At 68.1% G+C, this 18,166-nt stretch carries 20 protein-coding genes; 9 read left to right on the forward strand and 11 right to left on the reverse strand.

The window, feature by feature from the left end:
- Positions 1 to 15: 15 nt before the first annotated feature.
- Both U5A56_RS04060 and U5A56_RS04065 read left to right on the forward strand, forming a co-directional pair.
- On the forward strand, positions 16 to 891 hold the full coding sequence (locus U5A56_RS04060; protein WP_321920994.1) for an SDR family NAD(P)-dependent oxidoreductase: 876 nt from the start codon (positions 16 to 18) through the stop codon (positions 889 to 891).
- Position 892: 1 nt separating this feature from the next.
- Positions 893 to 1,717, forward strand: coding sequence for an SDR family NAD(P)-dependent oxidoreductase (locus U5A56_RS04065; protein ID WP_124522869.1), 825 nt, complete (start codon positions 893 to 895; stop codon positions 1,715 to 1,717).
- Positions 1,718 to 1,772: 55 nt separating this feature from the next.
- Here the strand turns inward: U5A56_RS04065 and U5A56_RS04070 are convergent, their stop codons facing one another.
- The 4 genes from U5A56_RS04070 to U5A56_RS04085 form a co-directional block, all read right to left on the reverse strand.
- A complete protein-coding gene (locus U5A56_RS04070) occupies positions 1,773 to 2,030 on the reverse strand; it encodes a hypothetical protein (RefSeq protein ID WP_321920995.1) in 258 nt (85 codons plus the stop codon).
- Positions 2,031 to 2,161: 131 nt separating this feature from the next.
- Complete coding sequence (locus U5A56_RS04075) at positions 2,162 to 3,136, reverse strand: threo-3-hydroxy-L-aspartate ammonia-lyase (protein WP_321920996.1); 975 nt, start codon at positions 3,134 to 3,136, stop codon at positions 2,162 to 2,164.
- Between the two features lie 57 nt (positions 3,137 to 3,193).
- Positions 3,194 to 3,832, reverse strand: coding sequence for a transcriptional regulator (locus U5A56_RS04080; protein WP_124570854.1), 639 nt, complete (start codon positions 3,830 to 3,832; stop codon positions 3,194 to 3,196).
- A complete protein-coding gene (locus tag U5A56_RS04085) occupies positions 3,829 to 4,350 on the reverse strand; it encodes a YbaK/prolyl-tRNA synthetase associated domain-containing protein (RefSeq protein ID WP_321920997.1) in 522 nt (173 codons plus the stop codon). Before U5A56_RS04085 ends, U5A56_RS04080 begins: the two co-directional genes overlap by 4 nt.
- 412 nt (positions 4,351 to 4,762) lie before the next feature.
- Here U5A56_RS04085 and U5A56_RS04090 point away from each other — a divergent pair, with 412 nt between their 5' ends.
- Entirely contained in the window at positions 4,763 to 6,349 is a 1,587-nt protein-coding gene (locus U5A56_RS04090) for an isocitrate lyase (protein ID WP_044844609.1), read from the forward strand.
- 64 nt (positions 6,350 to 6,413) lie between these two features.
- Here U5A56_RS04090 and U5A56_RS04095 read toward each other — a convergent pair whose 3' ends face one another.
- Positions 6,414 to 7,130 (reverse strand): EthD domain-containing protein, encoded by a 717-nt coding sequence (locus tag U5A56_RS04095; protein WP_321920998.1) that lies wholly within the window; start codon positions 7,128 to 7,130, stop codon positions 6,414 to 6,416.
- A 52-nt stretch (positions 7,131 to 7,182) separates the two neighbouring features.
- Entirely contained in the window at positions 7,183 to 7,704 is a 522-nt protein-coding gene (locus U5A56_RS04100; RefSeq protein WP_321920999.1) for a nuclear transport factor 2 family protein, read from the reverse strand.
- 219 nt (positions 7,705 to 7,923) lie between these two features.
- Here U5A56_RS04100 and U5A56_RS04105 point away from each other — a divergent pair, with 219 nt between their 5' ends.
- From U5A56_RS04105 to U5A56_RS04125, 5 genes are all read left to right on the forward strand, one after another.
- The gene (locus U5A56_RS04105) at positions 7,924 to 8,424 is read left to right on the forward strand and encodes a nuclear transport factor 2 family protein (RefSeq protein WP_321921000.1); all 501 of its coding nucleotides are present in this window, start codon (positions 7,924 to 7,926) and stop codon (positions 8,422 to 8,424) included.
- Positions 8,425 to 8,481: 57 nt separating this feature from the next.
- Complete coding sequence (locus tag U5A56_RS04110; RefSeq protein ID WP_124570851.1) at positions 8,482 to 9,348, forward strand: SDR family NAD(P)-dependent oxidoreductase; 867 nt, start codon at positions 8,482 to 8,484, stop codon at positions 9,346 to 9,348.
- Between the two features lie 9 nt (positions 9,349 to 9,357).
- Positions 9,358 to 10,113 carry an SDR family oxidoreductase gene (locus U5A56_RS04115; protein WP_321921001.1) on the forward strand — a complete coding sequence of 252 codons (756 nt, stop codon included), beginning with the start codon at positions 9,358 to 9,360 and terminating at the stop codon, positions 10,111 to 10,113.
- Positions 10,114 to 10,244: 131 nt separating this feature from the next.
- On the forward strand, positions 10,245 to 11,021 hold the full coding sequence (locus U5A56_RS04120; RefSeq protein WP_124484724.1) for a glucose 1-dehydrogenase: 777 nt from the start codon (positions 10,245 to 10,247) through the stop codon (positions 11,019 to 11,021).
- Between the two features lie 524 nt (positions 11,022 to 11,545).
- A complete protein-coding gene (locus U5A56_RS04125) occupies positions 11,546 to 13,411 on the forward strand; it encodes a phosphoenolpyruvate carboxykinase (GTP) (protein ID WP_321921002.1) in 1,866 nt (621 codons plus the stop codon).
- A 139-nt stretch (positions 13,412 to 13,550) separates the two neighbouring features.
- Here the strand turns inward: U5A56_RS04125 and U5A56_RS04130 are convergent, their stop codons facing one another.
- The 5 genes from U5A56_RS04130 to U5A56_RS04150 all read right to left on the reverse strand — a co-directional run bounded on the left by U5A56_RS04130 (position 13,551) and on the right by U5A56_RS04150 (position 17,488).
- Positions 13,551 to 14,456 (reverse strand): NAD-dependent epimerase/dehydratase family protein, encoded by a 906-nt coding sequence (locus U5A56_RS04130; RefSeq protein WP_044844601.1) that lies wholly within the window; start codon positions 14,454 to 14,456, stop codon positions 13,551 to 13,553.
- Between the two features lie 78 nt (positions 14,457 to 14,534).
- Positions 14,535 to 15,371 (reverse strand): SDR family NAD(P)-dependent oxidoreductase, encoded by an 837-nt coding sequence (locus U5A56_RS04135; protein WP_415749084.1) that lies wholly within the window; start codon positions 15,369 to 15,371, stop codon positions 14,535 to 14,537.
- A gap of 40 nt (positions 15,372 to 15,411) precedes the next feature.
- On the reverse strand, positions 15,412 to 16,170 hold the full coding sequence (locus tag U5A56_RS04140; RefSeq protein WP_014899307.1) for an SDR family oxidoreductase: 759 nt from the start codon (positions 16,168 to 16,170) through the stop codon (positions 15,412 to 15,414).
- A 40-nt stretch (positions 16,171 to 16,210) separates the two neighbouring features.
- On the reverse strand, positions 16,211 to 17,068 hold the full coding sequence (locus tag U5A56_RS04145; RefSeq protein WP_321795691.1) for an SDR family NAD(P)-dependent oxidoreductase: 858 nt from the start codon (positions 17,066 to 17,068) through the stop codon (positions 16,211 to 16,213).
- Between the two features lie 3 nt (positions 17,069 to 17,071).
- Positions 17,072 to 17,488 (reverse strand): nuclear transport factor 2 family protein, encoded by a 417-nt coding sequence (locus tag U5A56_RS04150; RefSeq protein ID WP_321921004.1) that lies wholly within the window; start codon positions 17,486 to 17,488, stop codon positions 17,072 to 17,074.
- Positions 17,489 to 17,947: 459 nt separating this feature from the next.
- Here U5A56_RS04150 and U5A56_RS04155 point away from each other — a divergent pair, with 459 nt between their 5' ends.
- On the forward strand, positions 17,948 to 18,157 hold the full coding sequence (locus U5A56_RS04155; protein ID WP_044844596.1) for a hypothetical protein: 210 nt from the start codon (positions 17,948 to 17,950) through the stop codon (positions 18,155 to 18,157).
- Positions 18,158 to 18,166: the final 9 nt, after the last annotated feature.

Here is an 18,166-nt window from a genome sequence, read left to right on the forward strand (position 1 = left end):
TACACCGGAGACATCATGACCGACCACCGAACCGCGACGCTCGCGGGCAAATGCGCGCTCGTGACGGGCGCGAGCCGCGGCATCGGCCGCGCGATCGCGCAGCGCCTCGCAGCCGAAGGCGCGACCGTCGTCGTGACGGCGCGCAGCCTCACGCACTCGGCGACGACCGCCGGCACGCTCGCCGAAACGGTCGCGCTGATCGAGCAGGCCGGCGGCCGCGCGATCGCACTCGCGGCCGACCTGTCGAAGCCGGCCGAGCGCGATGCGCTCGTCGCGCGCGCGGCCGAGGCGGCCGGCGGCCTCGACATCCTCGTGAACAACGCGGGCGTGGCCGACTATGCGTGCGTCGACGCGATGCCGATGACGATGTTCGACGCGACGATCGAACACTACCTGCGCATCCCGTTCGCACTGAGCCAGGCCGCGATTCCGCTGATGCGCGCGCGCGGCGCCGGCTGGATCGTGAACGTCGGCTCGGTCACCGCGCTCGCGCCGCTGCGGCCGTTCGACGACTTCGCGCGCGCGGGCGGCGCGACCGTCTATGCGGCGGTCAAGGCCGCGCTGTCGCGTTTCACGCAGGGGCTCGCGGCCGAACTCGAAGCCGACGGCATCGCGGTGAACCTGGTCGCGCCGAGCACCGCGATTCGCACGCCGGGCGCGGCCCGCTATATCCCCGAAGGCTATCCGACCGAGGACGTCGCGTATCTGGCGGAAACTGCACTCGCGCTGTGCAGCCTGCCGGCGCGCGAGCGCACGGGCCTCGTCACGCACAGCCTGCATTTCCCGCTGTCGCAGGGGCTCGCGGTGCGCTCGCTCGACGGCCGCACGCCGTTGCCGCTGCCCGAGATTCCGGCGTACGCGCATCCCCATATCGACCCGGCAGGACTGTGACATGACGAACCCGATTCGCTTCGACGGCGGCACCGCCGTGATCACCGGCGCGGCCAGCGGCATCGGCAGCGGGCTCGCGCGCCACGCGGCCGCGCTCGGGATGCGCGTGGTGCTGGCCGACCTCGACCCGGCGAAGCTCGACGCATTCGCCGCGACGCTCGACACCGACGTGCTGTGCGTGCCGACCGACGTCAGCCGCCCGGAAGCCGTCGACGCGCTGGCCGACGCCGCCTGGCGGCGCTTCGGCGGCGTCGACCTGCTGTTCAACAACGCGGGCGTGATGGCGACCGGCTTCAGCTGGGAAATCACGCCGGAACGGTTCGAGCGCAGTGTCGCGATCAACGTGCACGGCGTGATGAACGGGATCCGCAGCTTCGTGCCGCGCATGCTCGAGCGCAACGTGCCGGCGCGCGTCGTCAATACCGCGTCGGTCGGCGGGTTCCTGCCGAGCCCGCTGATGTCGCCTTACTCGGCGACGAAATTCGCGGTGGTCGCGCTGACCGAATCGCTGTACGGCGAACTGAAGATGCTCGGCGCGCCGGTCGGCGTGTCGCTGCTCGCGCCGGGCCCGGTGCAGACGGGCATCTTCAACGACCCGTTCGGCGCCGCGCACGACCGGCCCGAAGTACAGGGCTTCGTCGATACGATGCGCGCGATGCTGAACGCGCACGGGCTCACGCCCGACGTGTTCGCGGCGCGCGCGTTCGACGGCATTCGCGACGGGCGCTACTGGCTGATTCCGCAGCCGGAGACGCTCGACGGCGCGCTGCAGCGGCGCACCGCGGACATCCTCGCCGCGCGCGATCCGTCGCTGCCGTCGTTGTGATGGCGTGACGCGGGCCGGCCGACCGACGCGGCCGGCTCACGCAGCGTGACCCGCGTTACATATGCATGCCGCCGTGCGTGCGGCCGCTCGGGTCGCCGCCGCGATCGGGCGGCGTATTGTTCTGATCGATCTTCGCGAGCACGAAGCCGGCATGCGCCAGCGCGGCGGGCGAACGGTGGGCTGCCTGCGCGACCGAGGCGTGCGGTGCGTGCAGCAACGTGGCGGGAAAACCGGATGACGTCACGCCCGGTTGAGCGAACGCCGAAAGGGATGCTGCCGCGAGGGCGGCGGCGACGATCGCGTGCGTGTTCATGGTGACTCCTTCTTCACGACTGACTGCGGGACAACGCATTCAGTCTAGGGCGCGAAACTTAACGCGGCGTGAAGGAGCGGCGGCGCGCGGATGACAGGATGTTCATGCGGTCATCCGCGCGCCGCGACGCATTACGCGGAGGCGGACACCAGCGCGCAGAAATTTTCGAGATCGACGTTGCCGCCGCTGATCACGATGCCGACGCGCTTGCCTTGCAGTTCGTCCTTCATCCGGCGCGCGGCCGCGAACGACAGGCAGCCGGTCGGCTCGACGACAATCTTCATACGGGTCGCGAAGAAGCGCATGCAGTCGACCAGCTCCGCGTCGGTCGCGGTCAGGATGTCGTCGACGTCGCGCCGCAGGATCGGGAACGTCAGGTTGCCGAGGTGCTGCGTCTGCGCGCCGTCGGCGATCGTGCGCGGCGTGTCGATATGGACGACCGACCCGGACCGGAACGATTGCTGGCCGTCGTTGCCGGCTTCCGGCTCGACGCCGTACAACTTCGCGTGCGGCGACAGCGCGCGCGTCGCGAGCGCCGTGCCCGACAGCAGGCCGCCGCCGCCGAGCGGCGTGAACACCGCGTCGAGCGGCCCGACTTCGTCGAACAGCTCCTTCGCCGCCGTGCCCTGGCCGGCGATCACGTCCGCGTGGTCGTAGGGCGGCACCAGCGTGAGCCCGTGCTTTTCCGCGAGTTCGCGGCCGATCTGCTCGCGGTCCTCGGTATAGCGGTCGTAGGTGACGACGTTGCCGCCGTAGCCGCGCGTCGCGGCCATCTTCGCGGCCGGCGCGTCCTGCGGCATCACGATCGTCGCGGGGATGCCGAGGATGCGCGCCGACAGCGCGATCGCCTGCGCATGGTTGCCGGACGAGAACGCGACGACGCCGTGGCGCCGCTGCGTCGCGTCGAAGCGCGACAACGCGTTGAACGCGCCGCGGAACTTGAACGCGCCCATGCGCTGCAGGTTCTCGCACTTGAAGAACACCTGCGCGCCGAGCGCTTCGTCGATCGTGCGCGACGTCATCACGGGCGTGCGGTGCGCGTGGCCATCGAGCCGTGCCGCGGCGGCCGCGACATCGTCGTAGGTGGGGAGGGTCGGAGTGTTCATGAGTCGCTCGTCGGAAGAGTCAGTCAACAGGTAAGCGGGGCGCGCCGCGGGCACGCGTCATTTCGCATCGTTGTATACAGTGGCGCGCGACACGCCGAGGTGCTGCGCGACGATTTCCATCGCGCGGCGAACCTCGAGGAAGCCGTCCGCCTTCAGCGCCTGCATCAGCTCGCGGCGCTGGTCGGTCTTCAGCTCGCGCGGCGTGGTCGCGAGGCGCGTCGCGAACGCATCGATGCGCTGCCGGATCGCGTCCGCGCCGGCCGGGTCGAGCGTTTCGGCGACGGGCGCGCCTTCGGTGCTGCAGAACTGGTTCAGCATCCCCTGGAAGCCGCGGAACAGCGTGACGTCCGCGTTCAGGCACAGCGCGGCCACATAGCGGCCGCCCGAATCCTTGATGCCGATCGACGTGCTTTTCGCGGTGCGGCCGTCGGCGAAGCGGTTCGCGTAGTTCGCGAGCACCTGCGGGAAGTCATCGTCCGCGATGCGGGCGAGCCCGAGTTCGGTCGCCGGATCGCCGATCGCGCGGCCCGACAGGTTGTTGTGGATCGCGAGGATCGCGTGCTCCGGCGTGCGCAGGTCGTGCACGACGACTTCGGTGAACGGCGCGAACATCGCGCCGAGCCCTTCGGCGATGCGCAGCACCTGCTCGATCAGCGATGCCTGTTCCGACTGCGGCCTGGGGCGGGGCGTGGTCATGCGCCGGCCTCGAGCGCGGGCGCGCCGGTCGTTTCCGGCCGCGTGATGTCGGCCAGCAGCGGGCGGGCGATCCGCACGTAGTCGGACGCGTCGAGCACGACCGAGCGGTCGAGGCGGCCCGCGTTGAACGCGATTTCGTCGTTGAGTTCGATCAGGGCAGGGTCGACGACGAGCGCCACGTTCGCGTCGAACACGAACGGCGGCACGGCGCCCATCACGCAGCGCGTGACCGCGGCGGCGAGTTCGGGCGGAGCGAGCGTCGCCTTGCGGCGGCCGACCGCGTCGGCGACCTTGCGGAAGTCGATTTTCAGGTGGCCGGGGATTACCGCGAGCGCGGTGGCGTCGCCGCCGTCCTTGAACGTGCAGAGCATCGCCTTCGCGCCCTGTTCGGGACGCGTGCCGCGAAGCGCGGCGATCACGTCGGATTTGCCTTCGGCCGGGTGATCGAGCACGCGGAACCGCGCGCCCGAGGTGTTCAGCAGTTCGCACAGCGCGTCGAAGACGGGGTAGTCGCTCATGAGGTTCCGGGCAGGAGGGCGCGCATCGCGGTACGCGGGGACGGCGCCTGTCGGGTCGCCGTCGATGGATTGTCCAAGTATAGACGTTTTGTCATGTCGGTGGCAAAAGCGCGAAACATGAATCGCCGTGCCTGTCCTCCCACCAACTGCCGAAAGGCCGTTTCATATCGCGGAATGTGCGCCGAATTCCGGCCGCGTCATCTTCCCGCCGCTTGAAAACCTGTTTTGCATCGCAAAACGCGTTGCTTATCTCATTGAAAAACAAGCAGAATTTATATCTTATGTCTTATATAAGAGTTGCTCGACAGTGCGTCGCGCGGCGTTACCATTGAGTCCATGCAGTTCGCTTCGTCACACGGAGCGGGCACGCTGAACCCTTTACTCAAATGCGCTTCGTTCCCAGGAGATTGACATGTCCCAATATCAAGACGACATCAAGGCAGTGGCTGGCTTGAAGGAAAACCACGGCAGCGCGTGGAATGCCATCAGCCCCGAGTATGCGGCCCGCATGCGTGCCCAGAACAAGTTCAAGACGGGGCTCGACATCGCGAAGTACACCGCGAAGATCATGCGCGCCGACATGGCCGCGTACGATGCCGACCCGGCCAAGTACACGCAGTCGCTGGGTTGCTGGCACGGCTTCATCGGCCAGCAGAAGATGATCTCCATCAAGAAGCACTTCAACAGCACCGAACGCCGGTACCTGTACCTGTCGGGCTGGATGGTCGCCGCGCTGCGCTCGGAGTTCGGCCCGCTGCCGGACCAGTCGATGCACGAAAAGACCTCGGTCAGCGCGCTGATCCGCGAGCTGTACACGTTCCTGCGCCAGGCCGATGCGCGTGAACTCGGCGGCCTGTTCCGCGAGCTCGATGCTGCGAAGGACGCCGCTGCCAAGGCCGCGATCCAGGAAAAGATCGACAACCACGTGACGCACGTCGTGCCGATCATCGCCGACATCGACGCCGGTTTCGGCAACGCGGAAGCGACCTACCTGCTGGCCAAGCAGTTCATCGAAGCGGGCGCGTGCTGCATCCAGATCGAGAACCAGGTGTCCGACGAGAAGCAGTGCGGCCACCAGGACGGCAAGGTCACGGTGCCGCACGAGGACTTCCTCGCGAAGATCCGCGCGATCCGCTACGCGTTCCTGGAGCTGGGCGTGGACGACGGCATCATCGTCGCCCGTACCGACTCGCTCGGCGCCGGCCTGACCAAGCAGATCGCCGTGACCAACGCGCCGGGCGACCTGGGCGACCAGTACAACGCGTTCCTCGACTGCGAGGAACTGTCGGCCGACCAGCTGGGCAACGGTGACGTCGTCATCAAGCGCGACGGCAAGCTGCTGCGTCCGAAGCGCCTGCCGAGCAACCTGTTCCAGTTCCGCGCCGGCACGGGCGAAGCACGCTGCGTGCTCGACTGCATCACGTCGCTGCAGAACGGCGCCGACCTGCTGTGGATCGAAACCGAAAAGCCGCACATCGCGCAGATCGGCGGCATGGTCAGCGAAATCCGCAAGGTCATCCCGAACGCGAAGCTGGTGTACAACAACAGCCCGTCGTTCAACTGGACGCTGAACTTCCGTCAGCAGGCATATGACGCGCTGAAGGCCGCGGGCAAGGACGTGTCGGCCTACGACCGCGCGCAGCTGATGAGCGTCGAGTACGACGAGACCGAACTGGCCAAGCTCGCCGACGAGAAGATCCGCACGTTCCAGGCCGATGCATCGCGCGAAGCCGGCATCTTCCATCACCTGATCACGCTGCCGACGTACCACACGGCCGCGCTGTCGACCGACAACCTCGCGAAGGAATACTTCGGCGACCAGGGCATGCTCGGTTACGTGGCCGGCGTGCAGCGCAAGGAAATCCGCCAGGGCATCGCGTGCGTCAAGCACCAGAACATGTCCGGCTCGGATATCGGCGACGACCACAAGGAATACTTCAGCGGCGAAGCAGCGCTGAAGGCGGCGGGCAAGGACAACACGATGAACCAGTTCTCGTAATCGTCATACCCGTGGCACGACGCCAACCCGTTCATGACGGGTTGGCGTTTTTTTTATCCGCGTTTTATCCGCGCACCGCCTTCACGACGTACTGGCTCGTCGGCACCACGTCGATCTTGTCGAAATCGATGAAGCGTCCGCAGCTGTCCATCATCTCCGCCACGTTGCGCTGGAATTTCTCCTCGTCGCCGACCGCATCGAAGAACGCGTACGGATCGGTCATCGCCGCGGCCGGGAAGCACTCCTCGACGATCGCGTCGTAGCCGGGCGCCGCATGCGTGAGCGCGCGCACGACCACGTTCTGCACATACAGGAAGGTGTCCTGAGTATCGATCGCGACGCGCGTATGATGGCCGTGCCACACATCGAGCCACGCTTCGTGCGTGAGGCGCGGCGGGCGCTTCAGGAAGGCGAGCTGCGAGAAGCCGCTCGTGCGCTCGCCGGGCCGCGCGGGAAAGCGCGTGTTCGGAATCGGCTGCGATTCGGTGACGAGATACGCGGCCATGTGCGGGACGGCCGCGCGCACCGCGTCGTCGAACGGCTGGCGGAACATCGGGTTCGCACTGTCGATCCATACCGCGACGATGCCGTCGATGCCCGGGTGCGTGTTGGTCTGCTTGAGGCCGGCGGCCGGCGCGACGTCGGCGTCGGCGACGTTCACCTGCACGCCGTGCGCGCCGAGCGACAGCAGCTTGTCGGCGAGCTGCGCGCGCACGCTGCGGCTCCACGGCTCGGGCGTGGCCTGCGCGTCGCGCCACAACACGTAAATGACTTTCTCCATTGCTCCGGCTCCAGGGGGGGAATGACGGGATCGGCGGCGCTGCCGCCGGGTTTCAGGAAGCGCTGGCGGCCGAATCGGCCGGGCGCGTTGCGTCGTGCGCGTGCGGCGCGAAGCGGTTCGCGGTCAGCGTGAACGACGGCGGAATCGGCGACGTGACGGTTTCGAACAGGCGCTCGTGGCGTGTCGCGTGAATGCGCCACGCGCCGTCGCGCTTCACGTACTGGTCGTCGTAGAACGCGGCGCCGTGCATCAGGTAGTTTTCCTCGAGATTGATCGCGTGATCCTCGAGAAACCACACGCCGCACGCGTGATCGGCGGACACCAGCGTGAGCTCGGGGTGATGGCCGTGATGCATCGTCAGGAAGGTCGGCTTGCCGATCAGCGCACGCAGGCTCGACACGAATGCGTCGCGGCCGTCGTACGCATAGCGGCCGCCTTGCAGCAGCACCTCGCAATCCTCGGTCACGCATTGTTCGAGCAACGCCCAGTCGTGCGTGTCGATCGCGCGGAAATACCGGTACTTCAGCTGGCGGATCTGCTCGTATTCGTAGAGCGTGCGGGTCGTCTCGTCCATCGCCGTGTCTCCGTGGTGGTGTCGTCCGATGGTAGGAACGAAGCCGCCTGCGTCACATCGTCTGTTCGGACGAACGCCGCGACGGCCGCGACCGCCGCATTCACCGCCGTCGATACGAACCCTCGGTTTCATCCAAACAGGTGATGGCCGGCCGTTCGTGCGGCTGTAACGTGGCGTCGACGCGGCTTCGATCCGCGCACACGAGACCAAGGAGACGGCATGACCCCGATCGAACGAATGGAAGTGCGCGTGCGCAGGCTCGAGGACGCCGACGCAATCCGCCAGCTGAAGGCCCGCTACTTCACGTGCTGCGACCGGAAGGATCCGCAAGGGATGCGCGACTGCTTCGCGCCCGGCACCGTGCACATCGACTATGGCCGGATCGGCACGTTCGAGCATCGCGACGCCCTCGTCGACGTATTCGAGCGGCTCGGCTGCCACCCGCACATCGTCGAGATGCACCACGGCGTGAATCCCGACATCACCGTGCTTGACGACACGCATGCGCGAGGCACCTGGGGGCTGCATTACCAGATGCTCGACACCGATGCGCGCACGCTCACGCAGCTCGGCGCGACCTACGACGACGAATACCGGAAGGTCGACGGCGAATGGAAGATCGCGGCCACGCGCTGCGTCGTCACGTCGACGCTGTCGGCCCGCTACGACGGCGATGCGCCGGGCGTGCTGTTCGCCGGCGCGCAGCCGCCTGCCGCATAACGAAACGACGCGCGCTCCCCGCGCCGGTCGAGAACATTCCCCCAGGAGACATCGAACATGACACAGAACCACGAGGCGCCGGTCGCCGTCGTGACGGGCGCGTCGCGCGGCGCAGGCAAGGGCATCGCGCGCGCGCTCGGTGCGGCCGGCATGACCGTCTACGTGACGGGCCGCTCGCAGAACGAAGGCGATGCGCCGCTGCCCGGCACGATCCACGAGACCGCGCGCGAGATCGACGCGCTCGGCGGCCGCGGGATCGCGGTCGCGTGCGACCACGCGGACGACGCGCAGGTGAAGGCGCTGTTCGAGCGTGTCGAACGGGAAAGCGGGCGGCTCGACATCCTCGTCAACAACGCGACGTACCTGCACGACCAGCTGATCCTGCCGGGCCCGTTCTGGGAGAAGTCGCTCGACCTCGTGAACATCCTCGACGTCGGGCTGCGTTCGGCCTATGTCGCGAGCTGGCATGCCGCGCCGCTGATGGCGAAGCGCCGCAGCGGGCTGATCGCGTTCACGTCGTCGTTCGGCGCAAGCTGCTACATGCACGGCGCCGCGTACGGCGCGCAGAAATCCGGTGTCGACAAGTTCGCGAAGGATATGGCGGTCGACCTGAAGCCGTTCGACGTCGCGGCCGTGTCGATCTGGATGGGGCCGCTGCGCACCGAGCGCACGACGCGCGTGTGGGACGAGCATCCAGACCTGTACAAGGAATTCTCGCTCGTCGCCGAAAGCCCGGAATTCACCGGCCGCGTGATTCACGCGATCCATGCCGATCCGCAGCGCATGGCGCTGTCCGGGCAGGTGCTGGTCGGCGCGGAAGCCGCGCTGCAGTACGGCATTTCTGATCTCGACGGCAAACAGCCGCCGTCGTATCGCGAACTGCTCGGCGGCCCCGTGCAGGCGCATCCGGCAATCGTCGCTTAAGGAGCGCGCATGGGCATGCTCAAGGGCAAGGTCGCGCTCGTGACGGGCGCGGGGCAGGGCGTCGGGCAAGGTGTCGCGCACGCGCTCGCAGCCGAAGGCGCGCAGGTGGCCGTGGTCGGCCGCACACGCGACAAGCTGGTCGCGACGTGCGATGCGATTCGCGCACGCGGCGGGGTCGCGGAGCCGTTCGTGTGCGACGTGATGGACGCCGCGCAGATCGCGCAGTGCGTCGATGCGGTGGTCGAGCGGTTTCGCGGCGTGCAGATTCTCGTCAACAACGCGCAGGTCGTGCCGCTCGGCCGCCTGCTCGACGTGACCGACGCGGATTTTCTCGCGGGCCTCGAATCGGGGCCGATCGCCACGCTGCGGATGATGCGCGCGTGTCATCCGCATCTGAAGGGCGATGGCGTGATCGTCAATTTCGCATCGTCGGCCGCGGTGCGCTGGGACACGTCGGGTTACGGCGCCTATGCGGCAACCAAGGAAGCGATTCGTGCGCTCACGCGTGCGGCGGCATGCGAATGGGGCGCCGACGGCATCCGCGTGAACGCGGTCGCGCCGCATGCGCTGTCGCCGGGGCTGAAGGGCTGGGTCGACGCGAACCCGGACGAGGCCGCCGCGTTCTTCCGCACGATCCCGCTCGGCCGCGTCGGCGACTGCGAGCAGGACATCGGGCGCGCGATCGTGTTTCTCGCGAGCCGCGATGCGGCCTACCTGACCGGCGCGACGCTGCCGCTCGACGGCGGGCAGGCGTACTGGGGCTGACGGCTGGCGCGGGATCGTCGCGTCGTCGTCAGCTCGTGATCGGCCGCGCACCGGCGTGCAGCCGGGCGTGGCGGCCAGCAAACGGAACCGGAACCGGAACTGAAATCGAAACGCATCGAAGAGAGAACGACATGAGTCGACTGGAAGGAAAGGTAGCGATCGTCACGGGCGGCGCGCGCGGAATGGGCGCGGCGACGTGCAGGCTGTTCGTCGAAGAGGGCGCGCGCGTCGTGATCGCCGACGTGCTCGACGCGGAAGGCGAGGCGCTCGCGCGCGAGCTCGGCGACGCCGCGCGCTTCATGCGGCTCGACGTGGCCGACGAAGCAAACTGGCAACGCGTGGCCGACGCGACCGTCGAGCAGTTCGGCCGTATCGACGTGCTCGTCAACAACGCGGCAGTGCTGATGTTCGGCGCAATCACCGAGTTGTCGAAACGCGATTTCGAGCGTGCGGTTTCGATCAATCTGGTCGGCACGTTCGTCGGCATCCATACGATCGCGCCGCGCATGATCGCGCAAAAGCGCGGGTCGATCGTCAACATTTCGTCGGTGGACGGGCTGCGCGGCGTGAATGCGCTGGCCGCCTACGTCTCGAGCAAATGGGGCGTGCGCGGGCTGACGAAGGTGGCGGCGCTCGAACTCGGCCACCAGGGCGTGCGCGTGAATTCGATCCATCCCGGCGGCGTGAACACCGCGATGTCGAATCCGACCGGCGCGCCGCTCGACGAAGTCAACAAGCACTACACGCACGTGCCGCTGCAGCGTGTCGGCTTGCCTGAGGAAATCGCGCGCGCGACGCTGTTTCTCGCGAGCGACGAAGCGTCGTACTGCAACGGCGCCGAGCTGTCGGTCGACGGCGGGATGGCTGCGGGCGCGTATTACCCCGGATTGCCCGGCGCGCCGTTTTGAGCGGTAGCGTACCCAACGCGTGCGCGACGGATGTTTGTGTACGCAACCTAATTCAGGGTTTGCCTGAGTAGCGAAAACGTGAATTCGGACGGCGACGGTTCGGGTGCGTCGCATGCGAACCTGTCGCGCCGATTTTGCGCTTTTGCGAAACCCTTGCCGGACGGACGTTCCAGCCGTTTCGTCCCCAAAGCGCACACGGCGGCGCAGAAAAAAAGACTTCCCCGCAAGCGGCGTGCCGGCGCGTCGACACAGTTGTTTCTTGTTGCAACGCAACGCCACCCCAATAACGGCGATGGTATGCTGGCCGATATGGAGTTGTACGGCAGGTTGCTTGCATGGCGAAACTCGCGTTCGCACACTCATACGAGACATCACATTCTCTCGCCCGCATCGCGGCATCGACACGCGCTCCGCTCGCGCGTCCCGCCTTGCGCGTCGCTTCAACCTGCGCTCCGACCGCATTCCCCATCTCGCGGGCTCGCCCCGCATCCCCCATCCCTGCCCAATAATCTGGAGACATTCCCATGTCGCAAAACTCTTTGGCCGAAGCGACGCACGGCCCGCTGATCGCTCCCCCGGCATACGTCAAACATCGCAAGCTGATCGACTGGGTGTCGCGGATCGCGGCGCTGACGGAGCCCGAGCGTGTCGTCTGGTGCGACGGCTCGCAGGAAGAGAACGACGCGCTGTGCCAGGCGATGGTCGACCAGGGCACGCTCACGCGCCTGAACCCGGCGAAGCGCCCGAACTCGTATCTCGCGCAGTCCGATCCGTCCGACGTCGCGCGCGTCGAGGACCGCACCTTCATCTGCACCGAATCGCCCGACGACGTCGGCCCGACCAACAACTGGATCGCGCCGGAAGAAATGCGCGAGACGCTGAACGGCCTGTTCCGCGGCGCGATGCGCGGCCGCACGCTGTACGTCGTGCCGTTCTCGATGGGCCCGCTCGGTTCACCGATCGCGCACGTCGGCGTCGAGCTGTCCGACAGCCCGTACGTGGCCGTGAACATGCGGATCATGACGCGCATGGGCCGCGAGGTGTATGACGTGCTCGGCGAGGACGGCGAATTCGTGCCGTGCGTGCACAGCGTCGGCCATCCGCTCGAAGCGGGCCAGAATGACGTGCCGTGGCCGTGCAACCCGGTCAAGTACATCGTGCATTTCCCCGATACGCGTGAAATCTGGAGCTTCGGCTCCGGCTACGGCGGCAACGCGCTGCTCGGCAAGAAGTGCTTCGCGCTGCGCATCGCGTCGACGATGGGCCGCGACCAGGGCTGGCTCGCCGAGCACATGCTGATCCTCGGCGTGACGTCGCCGGCCGGCAAGAAGTATCACGTCGCGGCCGCGTTCCCGTCCGCGTGCGGCAAGACCAACTTCGCGATGCTGATCCCGCCGCAGGGCTTCGACGGCTGGAAGGTCACGACGATCGGCGACGACATCGCGTGGCTGAAGCCGGGCCGCGACGGGCGCCTGTATGCGATCAACCCGGAAGCCGGCTTCTTCGGCGTCGCGCCGGGCACCGGCGTGAAGACCAATCCGAATGCGATCTCGACGCTGAAGGAGAACGTGATCTTCACGAACGTCGCGCTGACGGAAGACGGCGACGTGTGGTGGGAAGGCCTGACCGACACGCCGCCCGCGAAGCTGACGGACTGGCAGGGCAACCCGTGGACGCCGGAGATCGGCAAGGAAACGGGCCGCAAGGCCGCGCATCCGAACTCGCGCTTCACGGCGCCGGCGTCGCAATGCCCGTCGATCGATGCGGACTGGGAGAACCCGGCCGGCGTGCCGATCGACGCGTTCATCTTCGGCGGCCGTCGCTCGACGACCGTGCCGCTCGTGACCGAGGCGCGCGACTGGGTCGAAGGCGTGTACATGGCCGCGACGATGGGCTCCGAGACGACCGCCGCCGCGGCCGGCCAGCAGGGTGTGGTGCGCCGCGACCCGTTCGCGATGCTGCCGTTCTGCGGCTACAACATGAGCGATTATTTCGCACACTGGCTGAAGCTCGGCAAGCAGCTCGAAGGCGCGGGAGCGACGCTGCCGAAGATCTACTGCGTGAACTGGTTCCGCAAGGACGCGAACGGCAAGTTCGTGTGGCCGGGCTTCGGCGAGAACATGCGCGTGCTGAAGTGGATGCTCGATCGCCTCGAAGGCAACGGCGGCGGCGGCGAACATGCGTTCGGCGTGTCGCCGGCGTATGACGACCTGCACTGGGACGGGCTCGACTTCACGCGCGAGCAGTTCGAGGCGGTCACGTCGATGAATGCAGGCGAATGGCGCGAGGAACTGAAGCTGCATGCGGCGCTGTTCGACACGCTGAAGCTGCGTCTGCCGGCGGAGTTGACCGAGACGATGAAGAAGATCGAACAGCGTATCGGCGGCTGACGATGTGAGTCGAAGTCACGCAGTAACGACGTAACGACGTTGTGGCACGAACGTCCTGCCGCCGGCATGCATCGCCGGTGGCGGGACGTTTTCGTTTCTGCTTCGTTTCAGCGTCGCGCGTGCAACGCCGGCCGTGCGCTTACGCGCCGCACTGCGCGACCACTTCGTTCACCGCGCGCTGCACGTCGCCGCGCCGGTAGCGCAGCAGCGCGATATCGGCCGGATCGGGTTCGTACGCCACGACGTTGCCGCGTCCCGTATAGATCGCGATGTCCGGCAGCAGCGGATGCTCCTGGTCGAGCGACGGCACCGGCTGCGGATTGCCGGCCGCGCGAAAGAATGCCGCGAAGTAGTCGGCGAAGCTCAGGTTCTCGTCGCCGACGAGATAGGCCTTGCCGGATTCGCCGCGTTGCAGCGCGCCCCAGATCGCTTCCGACAGCGATTGCGTCGAGATGAAGTTGCTGCCGCCGGCCGGCCCGTACACCGGCAGGCCCGCGAGCTTGCCCTGCGCATAGCCCGTGTACGCGGCGAACATCTCGTTGCGCAGCCCCGGCACCGAGCCGACCACGAACGGCGCATTCACGCTGCACACCGCGAACGACGGCGACGCGAGCGCGCGCACGCGTTCGTCGGCGAGATGGCGCGAGCGCACGTACGGCACCGTGTCGACGAGCGCCGGCGCGACCTGCGGATAAAAGCTGCCGACCAGCACCGCGCGCTTCACGCCCGCGTCGCGCGCGAGCGCGAAGAAGCGCGGCACCGCGTCGACGTTCGCGCGTTCCCAGTGCGCGGCTTCGTCGGTGCCGGGCGGCAGGTGGCGAATGTCGTTGCCGGCCGCGAACACGACCGCGTCGAATGGCGCGAGATCGTCGCGCGTGAAGTTGCCGGCCACATAGTCGCGCAGCAGCACGTCGAATTGCGCGAGCGCGCTGCCCGGCGCGGGCGGCTTGCGCGCGGCGAGCGTCACGTCGTTGCCTTGCGCGCGCAGATGCAATGCGGCGTGGCCGCCGATGAGGCCGGTACCGCCGATGATCAGGATTTTCATGGTGTCTCCGGTGGCGGCGCCGCTGCGCCGCTTGAATTGAACCGACGATTGAACGGACGAATCCGTGCGGAACGTCGCTCAGAAATTGAAGCCGTTGCCGGTGACGACCGGCATGTTGGTCCAGAATCCGTTCGGATCGCGATACCAGCCGGCCGCCGCGAGTGCGCCGCCGTCGACGTGCAGCGTCGTGCCGGTGACCCATGCGGCGAGCGGGCTCGCGAGGAACAGCGCGGCGCCCGCGATGTCGCCGGCCGCACCGAAGCGCCCGAGCGGAATCCAGCGCGGGACGTGCGCGCGATGCTCGGCCGCGACCATCGCGCTGACCGGCACCTGCGGCGTCTCGGTGGTCTCCGGCGCGATCTGGTTCACGCGGATGCCGGCCGGCCCGAGTTCGAGCGCGAGGCTTTTCGTGAAGCCGGTCAGCGCGGCCTTGAACGACGCGTACACGGTGCAGTTCGGAATCGCGCGAAAGCCCTCGATCGACGACACGCCGACGATGCTGCTGCCCGCGCCGCGCTTGCGCAGCAACGGCAGCATCGCGCGCGTGACGACGAACACCTGGCGCAGGTTCACGTCGAACAGCCGCGCGATGTCGTCGTCGGTATGGTCGTCGAACGGTTTCGCGATCTGCAGGAAATCGCCGACGTTGTTGACGAGCACGTCGAGCCCGCCGAAGCGGGCGTCGATCGTCCGCGCGAACGCGTTGACCTCGTCGCGGCGTGTGACGTCCACGGTGCCGACCAGCGCGTCGACGCCCGCGGCTTCGAGTGCCTGGCGCACGTCCTGCGCGCGGGCGGGATCGACCTCGGCCACCACGACCCGCGCGCCCGCCGCGCCGAACGCTTGCGCGCACGCGCGGCCGATGCCCGCGCCGCCGCCGGTGACCAGCACGGTCTTGCCGGAAAAGGAAATCATCGGAACGCTACTCCTTCGAACGGAAAAGCCACGCGCCGCATCACAGCGACGCAACCAGTTGCGCGTTGTCGATCCGCAGCTCCGCGCCGTTCACGAAGCGCGATTCGTCGGATGCGAGGAACAGCACGAGATTCGCGACGTCCTGGGGATCGCACATGCGTGCCATCGGATCGTTGCCGATGCCGAGCTCGGCCGGATCGAGGCCGGGCATCAGCGCCTGCGTCATCGGCGTCCAGATGCCGTCCGGATGGATCGAGTTGCAGCGGATCCGGTAGCCGCTGCGCTTGCAATGGACGGCGACGCTGCGCGCGAGCGCCGTCACCGCGCCTTTCGAGCCGGTGTACGCGCACATCATCGGCAGGCCGCCGAGCGCGGCGACCGACGACATCATCACGATCGAGCCCGGCGTGTCGTTGTGCTTCATCGCGCCGATCGCATACTTGCAGCCGAGGAAATAGCCGTCCGCGTTGACGCGCAGCACGCGTCGCCAGGTGTCGAGGCTCGTGTCCTCGATCGAGCCGACCGGGCAGATCGCCGCGTTGTTGACGAGCACGTCGAGGCGGCCGAAGCGCTCGAGCGTCGACGCGATCGCGTGCCGCCAGCCGTCTTCGTCGGCGATGTCCTGATGGACGAACAGCGCGGTGTCGCCGATCTCGCGCGCGAGTGCGCGGCCCGCATCCTCGTCGATGTCGGTGAGTACCACGCGCGCGCCTTCGGCGGCGAGCAGCAGCGCATCCGCGCGGCCGACGCCGCTCGCCGCGCCGGTGATCAGCGCGACCTTGTTTGCGACTCGATTCATGTCCGGTCGATTTCCTGTGACGTTGAAAGAAGGCGGGCGCTCATGCGGCGCCCGGCGCACGGCCGGCCTTGACCGCGTCGAGCGCGGCCGCGCCGTAGATCTGCGCGATGGTGGCGTCGACGCGCGGGTTGGCGCGCAGCTCGTGGCCGCCGTCGACCGCGAAGCTCTGGCCGGTGACCCAGCCCGACTCGGGGCCGGCGAGATAGCGCACCGCGTGCGCGATCGCTTCCGGCTCGCCGAGTGAGCCGAGCGGGATCTGGTCGAGGAAGCTGTCGACGAGCGCCCGGTTGTCGAACATCGGCGCGGTGGCCTCCGAGCGCGTGAGGCCCGGCCGCACCGCGTTCACGCGGATCCTCGCGCCGGCCAGTTCCTCGGCGGCCCCGCGCACCAGCGCTTCGAGCGCGGCCTTCGCGGTGCAGTACGCGGTCAGCCAGCGGAAATTGATCTGCGCGGCCGTCGACGAGATGCAGACGATCGTGCCGCCGCCGCTGTCGGCGAGCCTCGGCGCGGCGTGGCGGATCGCGGCGAACGCGCTGTTCAGGTTCAGCTCGATTTCCGCGCGGAAGCTGTCGGCGTCGTGCATCAGCAGCGGCCGGAACCCGGCACCGCCGACGGTCGGCACGACGATGTCGAGCCGGCCGTCGAGCGCCCACGCGGTATCCAGCGCCGCCTGCAGGTCGCCGTCGTCGCAGGCGTCGCCGGCGTGGATCGCGACGCGGCTGCCGGGCAGCGTGTCGGTCAGGTGCCGCTGCGTGCGTTCGAGTGCATCGCGGCGGCGGCCCATCAGCACGACGGCCGCGCCATCGGCGGCAAGCGCGTGCGCACAGGCCGCGCCGATGCCGCCGGCGCCGCCCGTGACGAGTGCGGTGCGGCCGGCGAGGGGAAGGGATGCGCGCATCGTTCAGCCCCCCAGCGGCAGGTCTTGCGACCAGTCGACGTGCAGCGTGCGCGCGGCGAAGCGCCACGTGCCGCCGTCGAGCACGCAGCGGTCGCGATAGCGCAGCCCCCAGTCGAGCTTGCGCTTCACGCCGTCGCGCACGTACACGTGGCACGCGAGGCAGTAGGTCTCGACGTCGGCCTCACCGCCGTCGAGCGTGGCGAGCTGGTTGTGCACGTGATGCTGGGTGGTTTCGTAGCGCTCGATCACGCGCATGCCGGCGACGATCGCATCGCGGTCGTCGAAACGGAAACCGGGGCCGTCGAGCTGGGCGTCGGCGGTGAAGAGGGTGGCGAGGCGCGGCCAGTCGCGCCGGTCGACGGCCTGCGCGTAACGGCACGCGAGTTCGTACAGCGCGTGGCGGGGATTCGAATCGGTCATGCGGTACTCCCGTGAATGAACGGAAAGACTCGGCCGCGCCGCGAGCGCGGACGCGACGGCATTGCGACGTCGACCCGCAGGTTCGCATCCGGCCGCGCGATCCTCATCATCCATACGGAGCAGGGGCACGATCAGGGAAAACACCGGCGCGACGGCCGTGCATCGTCCGATGGTGCGATGCGGCGGCGAACGCGCGGCGTGCGCCCGAAGATCGCGCGCCCCGTCACGACGGGCTGAGGCACGCGGTTTTCCGATCGTGGCGCCGCTGCCACCGCTCGGCGATGCTGCGGCGCCGCACGTCGCGTCAGCGCCGCTTCGCGTTTGCCCCTAGTCGAAATGGACGATGGCCGGCGGCCCGGCGCTGGCTACCGTGCAGTCATCCGGTGCGGTTGCCTGTTTGCCTGAGGCCAGTGCGCCGGACACGAACCGCGATAGCGGCCAACCGGAGGGGACACGATCATGAGACTGACGACTCGCAAGCTGTGCGTATTGGCGATGGGTGCGTTCGCGGCGATGGTGATCGCGCGATATGGCGCTGATCAGGTCCCGGCGCCGCCGTATGCGGCCGGCATCCTGCAATGCCGCTCGCTCGATGCGAACGGCCTGCCGACCGGTTGCGTGCCGATCGATCCTTCGCGCTTCGGTTTCGCCGCACTGCGCGGCATGTGACGACGGCGC

Source organism: Burkholderia sp. BCC1998 (genome assembly GCF_905339875.1).
Classification (GTDB): Bacteria; Pseudomonadota; Gammaproteobacteria; order Burkholderiales; family Burkholderiaceae; genus Burkholderia.